Annotated in this window: 11 protein-coding genes; 8 read left to right on the top strand and 3 right to left on the bottom strand. The window is 77.1% G+C overall.

Going from position 1 to position 11,499, the window contains the following annotated elements; all coding sequences use genetic code 11:
- From RIF68_RS13390 to RIF68_RS13400, 3 genes are all read right to left on the bottom strand, one after another.
- Nucleotides 1–1,751 (bottom strand): serine/threonine-protein kinase (locus RIF68_RS13390; protein WP_309051444.1); only part of this gene is annotated, 1,751 nt, incomplete at its 3' end.
- Nucleotides 1,752–2,045: 294 nt separating this feature from the next.
- A complete protein-coding gene (locus RIF68_RS13395) occupies nt 2,046–2,615 on the bottom strand; it encodes a GNAT family N-acetyltransferase (RefSeq protein ID WP_309051445.1) in 570 nt (189 codons plus the stop codon).
- A gap of 154 nt (nt 2,616–2,769) precedes the next feature.
- Nucleotides 2,770–3,972, bottom strand: coding sequence for a hypothetical protein (locus RIF68_RS13400; RefSeq protein ID WP_309051446.1), 1,203 nt, complete (start codon nt 3,970–3,972; stop codon nt 2,770–2,772).
- A gap of 105 nt (nt 3,973–4,077) precedes the next feature.
- Between RIF68_RS13400 and RIF68_RS13405 the strand changes: the two genes are divergently transcribed.
- The 8 genes from RIF68_RS13405 to RIF68_RS13440 all read left to right on the top strand — a co-directional run.
- The gene (locus RIF68_RS13405) at nt 4,078–5,064 is read left to right on the top strand and encodes an ABC transporter substrate-binding protein (RefSeq protein ID WP_309051447.1); all 987 of its coding nucleotides are present in this window, start codon (nt 4,078–4,080) and stop codon (nt 5,062–5,064) included.
- Nucleotides 5,065–5,186: 122 nt separating this feature from the next.
- Nucleotides 5,187–6,116, top strand: a complete 930-nt coding sequence (locus tag RIF68_RS13410) for an iron ABC transporter permease (RefSeq protein WP_309051454.1) — start codon at nt 5,187–5,189, stop codon at nt 6,114–6,116.
- Nucleotides 6,113–7,252, top strand: coding sequence for an iron ABC transporter permease (locus RIF68_RS13415; RefSeq protein ID WP_309051448.1), 1,140 nt, complete (start codon nt 6,113–6,115; stop codon nt 7,250–7,252). The genes RIF68_RS13410 and RIF68_RS13415 overlap by 4 nt, the downstream gene beginning before the upstream one ends.
- Before the next feature lie 95 nt (nt 7,253–7,347).
- Nucleotides 7,348–8,145 (top strand): ABC transporter ATP-binding protein, encoded by a 798-nt coding sequence (locus RIF68_RS13420; RefSeq protein ID WP_309051449.1) that lies wholly within the window; start codon nt 7,348–7,350, stop codon nt 8,143–8,145.
- Nucleotides 8,146–8,227: 82 nt separating this feature from the next.
- Nucleotides 8,228–8,341 carry a streptamidine family RiPP gene (gene amiA, locus RIF68_RS13425; RefSeq protein ID WP_309051450.1) on the top strand — a complete coding sequence of 38 codons (114 nt, stop codon included), beginning with the start codon at nt 8,228–8,230 and terminating at the stop codon, nt 8,339–8,341.
- Between the two features lie 85 nt (nt 8,342–8,426).
- Nucleotides 8,427–9,419, top strand: coding sequence for a hypothetical protein (locus RIF68_RS13430; protein WP_309051451.1), 993 nt, complete (start codon nt 8,427–8,429; stop codon nt 9,417–9,419).
- A complete protein-coding gene (locus RIF68_RS13435; protein WP_309051452.1) occupies nt 9,416–10,900 on the top strand; it encodes a CocE/NonD family hydrolase in 1,485 nt (494 codons plus the stop codon). Before RIF68_RS13430 ends, RIF68_RS13435 begins: the two co-directional genes overlap by 4 nt.
- The coding region (locus tag RIF68_RS13440; protein WP_309051453.1) for a YcaO-like family protein at nt 10,897–11,499 on the top strand (603 nt) is incomplete at its 3' end. The genes RIF68_RS13435 and RIF68_RS13440, both read left to right, overlap by 4 nt.

Below are 11,499 nucleotides of genomic sequence, written 5' to 3' on the forward strand. Positions count from 1 at the left end.
TGCAGGGCCCGGAACAGTGCCAAGGCCTCCGCCGGGTCGAAGGGCCGGGTCCAGAAGGCCTGTTGGTGGCGCCACTGGGCGATCCGCTCGGCCGGGACCTCCGCGCCCGCCGCCCGCGCGCTCGCGAGGGCGCGCGCGTACTCCTTCGCGGCGGACTCCGGGCGCCCGGCCCGCCCGTACAGCTCGGCCAGCTCCACGTGCGCCTCGGCCACCGCCGCCGGCCCGGCGGAGGGCGGGGCGGCGGGCTCCGTGGGGCCCGGCGGCGTCACCGGCCCCGGCGTGTCCGACGACGCCCGGACGCGCCGCAGTACGTCCTCCTGGAGCAGGATCGCCTCCCCGGCGTTGCCCGCCACCGCGAGCAGGGTCACCCGGAGCCGCCGCAGGCGCAGCACCTCCGGAGCGGCGGGACCGAGCGCCACCGCGGCCGCCTCCACGAGTTCGCCCAGTTCGAAGGCGGCCTGCGCCGGCTCGGCGGCCCTGCCGCGCCAGCTGATCGCCTCGCCGCGCAGCACGAACGCCTCGGGATCCTCGGAGCCGTAGAAGTCGGCGGCCTCGCGGGCGAGTTCCCCGAAGGCCCGGTGCAGCTCCTCCGCCTCCCGCTTCGTTACGTGCCCGGCCCACTCCGCCACCCCCGGAACGGCCCAGGGCGGCAGCGCGCGCCCGGCCGGCCCCGCCGCGCGCTCGCGGAGCGCGCCGATCCGCTCCCGCAGCCGGCGGTCCCGCCCCTGGTCCAGCATCGCGCCGAGGACCCGTGCCTCGGGTACGGCGTGCAGGACGGCGCGGGCGTACGACTCCAGCGCCGGGCGCAGACTGCCCAGAGCCGTGCCGAACGCCGCGGGGGCGTCCTTCGCCCGCAGCTCCGCGACGAGTTCGCCGGGTGAGGGACGGTCCGCCGGGTCGGGGGCGAGGCAGTCGGCGACGAGCCGCCGCAGACCGGGGGCGAGGCCGGTCAGATCGGCGTCGCCCTCCACCGTGCGGACCTGGAGTTCGAGCGGGGTCGTCCCCCGCCACGGCAGCCGCGCCGTCGCCGCGTGGAACAGCAGCACGCCGAGCGAGAAGACGTCGCTCGCGGCCGTGACGCGCTCCGGGTCCGTGATCTGTTCCGGGGACATGAAGCCGGGCGTGCCCCACGCCTCGCCCCGTGTGACGGTCCGGTCCTCCATCCGGGCGATGCCGAAGTCGATCACGCGCGGCCCGTCGGCCGCCAGCAGGACGTTGCCCGGTTTGAGGTCCCGGTGGATGATCCCCGCGCCGTGGATGCCGGTCAGGGCCACGGCGATGCCACCGCCCAGGGCCCGGACGACGGGCTCCGGCAGCGGACCCAGGTGCCGTACGAGGTGGTCGACGGCGGGGGCCGGGACGAAGGCCTGTGCCAGCCAGGGCAGGGGCGCCTCGGTCTCGGCCGCGATCACCGGCACGACGTACGGGTTGCGGACCCGGCGGGCGGCCTGCACCTCGCGGGTGAACCGGCGCCGGATCCGCTCCTCGCTCAGCAACTCGGCGCGGACCGTCTTCACCGCCGCGAGCACCCCGTCGGGACCGGCGCACAGGTGCACCTCGCCCATCCCGCCCGCGCCGAGCCGGTGCAGGACGCGGAACGGCCCCACCATGCGGGCGGTGGCCGCCCTCCCGGCGGTCGACGGGTCCGCCGGACGCGTCCACGGCGGAGGCGCGAGCACCACGCCACCGTCCGGCCCTTCCGGCACTCCCCGCCCGGGACCGTCCGCGCTCGGCGCCGTCCGCGCCATCATGTGCCGAGGATCCCGCGGACGCTCGCCTTCCGCCCCGTCCGGCAGCCGCCGTTCCCCCGTCGTCCCCATCACGCACCCCCGTCGATCGACCTCAACCGCGGTATGTGTCACGCCTTTTGACGCCGTCACCATGGCATGCCCAAACGTTTGGCGCAATGGTTCGGGTGAAGGGGGACGGGGTGCTGAGGGGAGGCCGGGGACGCTCGGAAGGCCGCGGCGCGCGGGGTGGCGGGAGGCCGCGGCGCGCCGGTCGGCGGGGTGGAGGCCCCGGCCGTCCCGCCGCGGCCGGCGCCGTCAGCGCAGGTCGAGCAGCATCACGCGGTGAGGGACGGCCCCCGTGCCACCGGGTCGCGCCTCACCGACCGCGCGGTAACCCCAGGATCGGTAGGCCGCCGTCGCCGCGGTGTTCTCCGGGTGGACGTTCAGCAGCATCCGCTCGGCCCGCAGGCCCTCGCGCAGCGTCTCGTGCAGCCGCCGGGCGATGCCCTGCCCGCGCCACGGTCCGCGTACGGCGAGTTCCCGCAGTCCGAAGGTGCGGTGTCCGTCCTCCCGCCGCAGGTCGTCCGGGACGGCGTGGGTCAGTTCGTCCCACCAGACGGCGTCGGGGGGAAGCGGGTGGCCGTACGCGAGGCCGACCGGTTCGCCTTCCTCCGTGCGGGCCAGGGCGGCGCGGAAGCCCGGCCTGCCCGCGAGAGCGGGGAACCGGACGAACGCGGCGGCGACATCGTCCTCGGTCTCGAGGGCCGGGGGCTCGGCGAAGGCTTCGGCGTAGATCAGCCTGAACGCCTCCTGGGCCCGTACGGCGGCCGCTCCGTCCATGCGCTCGACGGTGACGGCGCCCCGTGACGTCCCCCGCTGCCCCATGTGTCGCTCCCCCCGGCGGCGTGCCGCGGTGCCCTCGGTCCGGAGGCCCGCTCGAACCCCCGGATCCTATCGGTGCGGCACGTGGCGCCGTTGAGGGCGCCGCGCCGCCGGCGGGCCCGCGGGGACGTGCGCCGCACCGGAACCGCCGCCCCGCTCACCGCCCCACGAGATCACCACCGGTGCCACCCGGCTGCGGCAACAGGACCGCGTGGCCTCCGTGGTGGAGCGGGGTCGGTACGCGAAGGGGGTCCGCCGGTGTCGCGGTGCGGGCGTCCACGAGGTGGACCTCGCCGTGGCCGCCCCGCGTCACCGCCACCCAGTCCGCCTCCGGTGAGGCCGCCACCGCCCTGCGCTGCACGCCCTCCCACGGGGTGCCGCCACGCCGGGGCGCGCCGCTCATGGCCGGGAGCGGCACGCGGCGCGTCGTACCGTCGTCGTCCAGCAGGACCAGCTCGTCCCCGTCGGGGTGGACGCGGGCGAACGCGCCGGCGGTGCGGGTGAGGGCCAGCCGGAAGACGAGGCCGGGGCCCAGGTCGGTGCGGGCCGTGCGGCCGGTGTCCAGCTCGTGGCGCCAGGCCTGGTTTGTCCAGTCCGGCCAGCGCAGCGGGTCGGCGGGGCCGCCGCGCAGGGTGGACCACAGGGCCCGCCGCCGGGGGTCGAACCGGAGGTACCAGCCGCGGGCGGGGCCGGGGGCGCCCCAGGGTATCGGGGCCTCCGCGACCAGGCTGTCGCCGTCCCGCCGTGCCCGGTGCACCCCCTCGCCCGTGGCCGCGAACACCCTTGATTCCCGCGGGTCCTGGGCGTCGCCGTGGCCGTCGCCGGGGAGCGGGAGAACGCCGGCGGGCGTGACCTCCGGGCAGCCGGGCGGGGCGGCGAGAAGCTCGGCGAACCGGTGGACGGCCAGGGCGCCCGGCTCGCGGTGCCGCAGGACGAGCAGCGGTTCACGCGGGCCGAGCACGGTCACGCCCGGTTCCCCCGGGCGGGTGCGCACCCGGACCGCGTCCCCGGTGGACAGGTCCGCGACGGTGACGAGTCCGGACCAGGGCGCGGTGTTCCGGCCGAGTCCGGTGGTGACGGCCACCCACCGCCCCGAGGGGTCGGCCGCGAGGTGCTCGGCCGGTACGGCCACGGGGACGGCGCGCTCCACGAGTTGGGGTCCGTAGGGGGCGAGGACGAGCAGTTCGCCCCGGCGGTCGTCCACGCAGGCGACCCGTCCGCCGGGCAGGGACAGGAACCCCGCGTGCTCCGAGAGGTGCCGGCGGCGCAGTCCTCCGGCGGGGGCGCCGTCCGGCACCGTCACGAGATGCACCGCTCCTTCCACGTGGTCGGAGAGCAGGAGCAGGGGAGTGGGGGTCATCGGTGGTCCTCCGTCGGCGGCGGGTGGCCCAGGGCCGTCCTGGTGAAAATGATTATCATGTATGGTCGGTGCGTTTCCGGACCACGAGAAGAAACGAGGGCACCGATGCTGCGCTCACGTCTGAGAGTCGTACGGCGCGGTCTGGCCGCCGTCATCCTGGGTTCCGTCCTGGCGGGGTGCGGCACGTCCGCACAGACCCCGGCCGCCGGGAAGGGAGCCACCGGCGCCAGGGGCGAGGTCACCGACGTCAAGGTCCAACCCATCAAGGAGACGCGGGCGTTGAAGGACGCCCGGGGTGTCTCCGTCTCCCTGGAGCGGAAGCCCGAGCGCATCGTCTGCCTGGTGGCCATCTGCGACGACATCCTCACCGAACTGGGCCTCGTCCCGGTCGCCACCAACAGCCGGCTCCTCGCCCGGCCCGGCTTCCTCGGCGAGGAGAGGGCCAAGCGGGTCGCGGTCGTCCCCGGCGGGTTCATCGCCCCCGAGGTGGAGGCGATCCTGTCCCACAAGCCCGACCTGGTGATCGGGCTCGAGGACACCCACGGCAAGCTCGCGCCCGCGCTCAAGGGCGCCACCACGTTCTGGCCCGTACAGCCCACCACCTGGCAGGACAGCGTGGGTTACCTGCGCGACGTCGCCGCGCTCACCGGCCGCACGGCCGAGGGAGAGAAGGCGGAGAAGGCCTTCCGCGCCAAGCTGGCCGCCGCCGAACGAAAGCGCAGCGGGAAGACCGCTCTGATCATCTACGGCAGCGACGAGAACTTCGGCGTGGCCGTCCCCGGCACCGACGTCGCCGCCGGTCTCCTCCCCGAGCTCGCCGACTACCCGTGGAAGTCCCGGGGTGTCGAAGGCAGTTACAGCCTGGAGGAGATCCTCGCGCGCGACGTCGACGTCCTCTTCGTCGAGACGATGAGCTTCGGCGAGCCCGACGGCACCCTGTCGGAGAAGCTCGCGAAGAATCCCCTCTGGAGCAAGATCCCCGCCGTCAGGAACGGCGACGTGCACGAGGTCGACTCCGAGGTCTGGGCCAAGGGGCGCGGCACGCGCTCGCTCGGCCTCGTCCTCGACGAGGCCGTGGCCGCCCTCCGGTGAGCACGCCCACCGAGTCCCTGGCACCGGCGGCGGACCCCTCCGCCGCCGGTACGAGGAAGCGGAGGCCGGGGGAGCCCGGTTCACGGGTACGACGGTGGGCGCAGCCGGCCGCCCTCGCCGTCCTGCTCCTGGTGGCGGCCTGGTGCGCCCTCTCCCTGGGCACCCCGTACGTGGCGCCGCACCGGCTGTTCGGCGGAGGCGACGAGATCACCCGGGTCGTCGTCACCGAACTCCGTGTCCCGCGCCTGGTGCTGGCGCTGGTCGCCGGGGCCTGTCTGGGGGCGGCGGGACTGGTCCTGCAGGAGGCGCTGCGCAACCCGCTGGCCGTCCCCGAGATGCTGGGCGTGTCCTCCGGGGCCGCACTTGGGGTGGCCGCGCCCCTGGTCCTCGCGGTGGCGGTGCCCGCCGCCGTCCAACCGCTGCTTGCCATCGGCGGAGCCGCGCTCGGCGGCGGCCTCACCCTGCTCGCCGCCGGCCTCGGCCGCAGTCCCTCCGCCGTCCTCCTCACCGGGGCCGCGGTCGCCGCCGCCCTGCAGGCCGCGCTGCTCGTCCTCATGGTGATGGCCGACCAGCTCGACCTCCAGCTGATCTACCGCTATCTGCTGGGCTCGCTCTCCGCGCGCACCTGGGAGGACGTCACGGGCCTCTGGCCGTGGCTGCTGATCGCCGTCCCCGCCCTGGTGCTCTGCGCGCCCGTGCTCGCCGTGCTGCGGCTCGGCGACGACGACGCCGAGGCACTGGGCGTGCGGGTGCGGCGGGCGCGGTTCACGGCGCTCGCCGTGGCCGTCGTCCTCATCGCCCCGGTGACCGCCGTCTGCGGCCCGGTGGCCTGGGTCGGCTTCCTCGCCCCCCATCTGGCCCGCCGCCTCGCCCCCCGCGCCGACGCCGTGCGCTGGCTCCCCTGGTCGGCCGCCTGGGGAGCGGCCGTGGTGGCCCTCGCGGACGTCCCGGCCCGGCTGGCCCTCGCCCCCGTCGAGACGCCGGCCGGCGCCTGGACGGCGCTCCTCGGCGTCCCGGCCGGGGTGGCCCTGCTGCGGAGGGCCGCGCGATGACGGACTCCCCGCACCCCGTGAAGAACAGCGACACCTCGCGGCACCCGAAGGCCCCCCGGAACCCCAAGACCTCGCGGAACACCGACACGTCGACGGCCGCGGCGGTCACGCCCGCGAGCCGGGGGCGGACCGGCCGGCGCTTCGGGGTGCTCGTGCTGTTCCTCCTCCTGGCCGCGGGGGCCTCCCTCCTCGCCGGCCGGGCGATGTCCCCGGGCCTGGTGGCCGAGGTGCTGGCCGGCGGCGGTGACGCGCTCGACCGGCACGTCCTCTTCCAACTGCGCCTGCCGCGCCTGCTGGTGTCCCTCGGCGCGGGCGCCTGCCTCGGCGCGGCCGGCCTGGTCCTCCAGTCGGCGCTGCGCAATCCCCTCGCGGGCCCCGAGGTCACCGGTGTGACCCCGGGCGCGGTGCTCGGTGCCGTCACCGCGACGGGGCTCGGCCTCGCCGGGTGGCAGTCGCCGTTCGCCGTGGTCGTGGCGGCGTACGCGGGCGGCTGCGCCGGTGCCGGGCTGCTCTGGCTGCTGGCCGGCCGGGGCGGGGGCGACCCGGCGCGGACCGTGGTGCACGGGGTGCTGGTCTCGGCGGTCCTGGGCGGGCTCACCGCGATGGTGCTGCTCGTCGCCCCCGGGGAACTCGGCAGCGTCGTGCAGTGGCTCGTCGGCAGCACCGAGGGCCGGGTGTGGGAGCACTGGAACCTGCTCTGGCCCTGGGCGCTGCCCTGGCTCCTCGCGGCCTGGCTGCTCTCCGGGCCGCTGACCCTGCTGCGCTGCGGGGACGAACTCGCCGCCGCCGCGGGCCTGTCGGTGCCGCGGGCCCGGACGCTCGCCCTGCTGTGCGCGGTGGCCCTGACCGCGGGGGCCGTGGCCTCCGTGGGCGCGCTGGGGTTCGTGGGGCTGCTCGTCCCGCACCTCGCGGTCGCGGTGTTCGGCGCCGACCTGCGGCTGTCCCTGCCCGGGGCGGCGCTGCTCGGCGCGGTCGTGGTGTGCGGCGCGGACGCGGCGGCACAGGCCGCCTCGACGCTCCTGGCGGGGACGGAGGCCGGCGAGCGGCTGACCCTGCCCGTCGGAGCGCTCACCACCTGCGCCGGCGCGGTCCTGCTGCTGCTCGTCGTGCGCCGCGCCCCGGACCGGGGCTTCTGACGCCCGTCCCCCGGGGCCCGTCCGCTCGGCGGGCCCCAGGGGCGTGGCGGACCTGATGGACGCGCGACGCGCGCGACGGAGACGAAGGACTGAGCATGAGCGAACCCGTCGGCATCCGGGTCGAGGGGGTCCACTTCGGATACCCGGGCCGGCCCGTGCTGCGAGGCGTGGACCTGGACGTCGCGCCGGGAGAACTCACCGCCCTGGTGGGTCTCAACGGCTGCGGCAAGTCGACCCTGTTGCGGCTCGCGGCGGGGCTCCTGCGGCCCGGCGCGGGCCGTGTGCTGCTCGGCGAGCACGACCTCGCCCGGCTCTCCCGGCGGGCCGCCGCCCGCCACGTGGCCCTGCTGCACCAGTCGGCCCCGTCCGTACCGGGAATGACGGTGCGCCAGCTGGTGCGCCAGGGGCGGTACGCGGCCCGCGGCCCGCTCGGCATGCTGCGCGAGGGCGACGACGCGGTGGCGCGCCGCGCCCTGGCGGACGTCGGGGTGGCGCACTGGGCCGAGCGTCCGGTGGAGGCCCTGTCCGGCGGGGAGCGGCAGCGGGTGCGGCTCGCCATGGCCCTGGCCCAGGACACCCGTGTCCTGCTGCTCGACGAGCCCACCACGTACCTCGATCTGCACCACCAGCTCGACGTGCTGCGCACGGTGGTGCGGCTGCGGGAGGAGCGGGGGCTGACCGTCGTCATGGTGCTCCACGACCTCGCCCACGCCGCCCGCTTCGCCGAGCGGATCGTGGCCCTGAGGGAGGGGCGGGTGGTGGCCGAGGGGTCGCCGAAGGAGGTGGTCACCCCGGCGTTCCTCGCGGACGTGCTCCGTGTCGCCGGCCGGGTGGGCCGGGACCCCGAGGGCGACTGGCCGGTGTGTTACCCAGATCACCCTCTCGACGACTAGTAAAACGATAATCATATTCATTAGTGTTCCGGTTGTGGGGCTCGACCGGGCACCACAACCGCCTTGTGAAGGAGGAACGTTCATGGAGAACGAGCAGGTCTTCGCTCCGATCGTCGACCCGGGTCAGCTGGCCCACGACTCGGCGTCCCACTCCAACGCCCTCGTCGAGAACCCCTTCGAGGACACCGAGGAGTAAGCGAGGGCTTCTCCCTCACCCGCGGGCCCGTCCTCCCAGGGCGGGCCCGCCTCCCTTTCCCCTCCCGACCCGTAGGAGAACCGACGTGGCCCGCAGTCAGCTCGCACCGGGAGTCGAGATCGTCGCCGTCGGGGACGGACTGGCCGTCCGCACCGCGGACGGTGAGTTCCTCCGGGTCCGCACGGGCGACGCGGACGCCGACGCGCTCCGCGCCCGCCTGGCCGGGACGGACCCGGCCACCGCCCCACCGGACGACGCCACCGGGACCGGCACCGGTGAGGACGCCGACGCCGGCCCCCGTACCGGATCCGCCCCCGAACTCGACGCCACCGGGACCGGCACCGGTGAGGACGCCGACGCCGGCCCCCGTACCGGATCCGCCCCCGAACTCGACCGGCTCGTCGCCGCGTTCGACGATGCCGGCTACCTCACCGCCCCCGAGCACCCCGACGGCACGAGCCCCGGGCGCACCGCGCCGCGCGCCCCCACCGGCTGGCCCGCCGACCGCCGCACCGTCCTCCTCCTCGGGGACCCCGTGCTCACCGGCCCGCTCACCCGCCTGCTGCGCGCCTCGGGCGCCGACCCCCGCCCCGGTACGCCCGGGGAACCGCTCCCCGCGGACACCGCCGCCGTCGTGTGGTGCCTCGACGGACCCGTCCCCGACGGCCTGTGGGACGAGGCCGACCGGCTGCCCGCACGGCGGATCGCCTGGCTGCGCAGCCACCGCGAGGGCTGGCAGGCGTACGTGGAGCCGGTCGCCGCCCTCCCCGGCGACGTCACCTCCGCCCACGTCCGCGCCCGCCGCCTCGCCGTCACCCCCGCCCACCGCGAACTGGCCGCCTACTGGAGCGGTCCCCGGACGAGCGGCGCGCCCGTGCGGCTCACCGCCCCGGCCGCCGCCCTGCTCGCCGCGCTCCTCGCCGACGACCTCACCCGCTGGGCCACCGGCGCCCCGGAGGCCGGAACCCTGCCCGCCCGGCGCCGCCTGCGCCGCGTCGACCTGCGCACCCTGACCGTCACCGAACACCCGGTCCTGCCCGTCCCCGACGTCGCACGGCTGCCGGCCGCCACCCGGTGAGCGCGTTCACCTCGTCCGTGGAAGGCCTGGCCACCGACGTCCGGCTGCCGGAGGGCCCCGGCCCGTTCCCGGCCGTCCTGCTGCGCACCCCGTACGACCGCCGGGCGCACCGCGCCGAACTGCGCGGCTGGGCCCGCCGGGGGTTCGCCGCCGTGGCGCAGGACGTCCGCGGCCGGCACGCCTCGCCGGGGGAGTGGCGGCCCTACACGGACGAGGCGTCCGACGGGGCGGTCACCGCCCGCTGGATCCGCGGCCGTCCGTGGAGCGACGGGCGCCTCGTCGCCGTCGGCGCCTCCTACGCCGCCCACTGCGCCCTCACCCTCGCCCTGGACGCGCCCGAGGACGCGCGCCCCGACGCCGTCATCGCCGCCGTGCCCGCGCTCGGCCCCGCCGACACCGCCCGCGAACCCTCGGGCGCCGAACGGCTCCTGGCGCGTGCCGGATGGTGGGCCGCGCACGGCGACCGGCCCGACTCCGACGCCACCGCCCTCGACAAGGCCCTCGCGGCCGACCCGGGGGCCCTCGCCCACCTGCCGCTCCTCGACCTTCCGCGCCGCCTCGGCAGACACCTGCCGTCCTGGCCGCGCGTGTGGGACCACCACGACCGGGGGGCCCTGGTGGCGCGGGCCGGCACGGCCCGCCTCCCGCTCCTGGCCGTCGGCGGGCACCACGACCACTTCGCCGCCGACACCTTCGCCCTCTGGCAGGGCTGGGGCGGCCCGTCGGCGCGGCTGCTCATGGGGCCTTGGGGGCACGGCCTGGTCACCACCCCGGGTCCCGGCGCCCACCCGGCCCACCGCCTGCGCCTCGGCGACCTCTACGCCCACTGGGCCCGCCACGCCCTCGCCGGCCGGATCGCACCCGGACGGTCGGGCACCGTCGCCCTCGCCGGCAGCCCCCTGTGGGTGCCGGCGGACGCCGAGGGCACGCCGTACACGCCCCGCCTGGCCCCCCTGAACGGCATGCGCTTCACCGCCGACCCCCGGCACCCGGCGTCCTCCGCCGATCTGACCGTGCCCACGGGCCGTCCGGTGGCCGACCGCTGCGTCCTCGCCACCGCACCGCTGCCGCGCCCGCTGGACCTGCTGGGCCCCGCGACGCTGCGGCTGCGCGCCCGCGCCGGCACCCCGTCCGCCGACTGGTTCGCACGCCTCGTCGCCCTCACCCCCGAAGGGCCCGCCGAGCGGCTCGCCCTGGGAGTCGTCCGGCGGACCGGACGGCCCGGCGCGTACGAGGAGTTCACGGTGGACCTGGGGCGGCTCGCCCGGCGGCTGCGGGCCGGGACCCGGCTCCGCGTGGAGATCGCCGGCCACCACTTCCCCGCCCACGCCCGCAATCCGCACACCGGCGAGGACCCGGTCACGGCCACCCGGCTCGACCCCTCGCCGCGCGAGGTCGACCCGGCCCGCGCCGCACTCCGGCTGAGCGTGCTCCGCACCCGCCCCGTCCCCGCCGACCCCGCCGAGGAGATACCGCGATGACGCCCCCGCCCCCGCCCGCCGCCCGGCCGCTGCCGCTGGACGCCCTGGTCGACCCCGTCTGCGGCATCGTCCGCAAGGTCAAGCCCGTCGACCACCCGGCCGGCGCCCCGCCCCGCTACACCGCGATGACCGCGGAGGTGGCCGACGCACGCCGGCTCGGCCTCTGGCCCGCCGACCGGGTCTCCCTCGGCACCTCCTTCGGCGACCCCGACACCGCCCGGATCGCCGCCATAGCCGAGGGCGTCGAACGCTACTGCGGCAACCGCGTCCCGCCGCCCGGCCACCCCGACGCCCCGCTGCGCGCCACCGCCGCCGACCTGGCCGCCCGGGGCCTGCGGCTCTACGGTCCCGGTGACCTCCCCGCGTACGCCGACTGGCAGTACGCCCGCCCCGGCTTCCCCTACCGGCCCCTCACCGGCGACACCCCCGCCCTGTGGACCCGCGGCGCCGAACGGCTGCCCGGCGGCGAAACCACCGAGGTGTGGGCGCCCGTCGCCCTCACCCACCTCAACTGGCGGCAGGGCGACCTGCGTTCGCTGCCCCGCACCCACCACCTCAACTACGCCGGCATCGCCACCGGCCAGGGCCTCGACGACGCC

The organism is Streptomyces sp. (assembly GCF_031178505.1).
Lineage (GTDB): Bacteria > Actinomycetota > Actinomycetes > Streptomycetales > Streptomycetaceae > Streptomyces > Streptomyces gulbargensis.

Bases quoted from the DNA above. Each gene is read 5' to 3' on its own strand.
- RIF68_RS13395 (WP_309051445.1), bottom strand. From the start codon at position 2,615: ATGGGGCAGCGGGGGACGTCACGGGGCGCCGTCACCGTCGAGCGCATG.
- RIF68_RS13415 (WP_309051448.1), top strand. From the start codon at position 6,113: ATGACGGACTCCCCGCACCCCGTGAAGAACAGCGACACCTCGCGGCAC.
- amiA (WP_309051450.1), top strand. From the start codon at position 8,228: ATGGAGAACGAGCAGGTCTTCGCTCCGATCGTCGACCCGGGTCAGCTG.
- RIF68_RS13420 (WP_309051449.1), top strand. From the start codon at position 7,348: ATGAGCGAACCCGTCGGCATCCGGGTCGAGGGGGTCCACTTCGGATAC.
- RIF68_RS13400 (WP_309051446.1), bottom strand. From the start codon at position 3,972: ATGACCCCCACTCCCCTGCTCCTGCTCTCCGACCACGTGGAAGGAGCG.
- RIF68_RS13405 (WP_309051447.1), top strand. From the start codon at position 4,078: ATGCTGCGCTCACGTCTGAGAGTCGTACGGCGCGGTCTGGCCGCCGTC.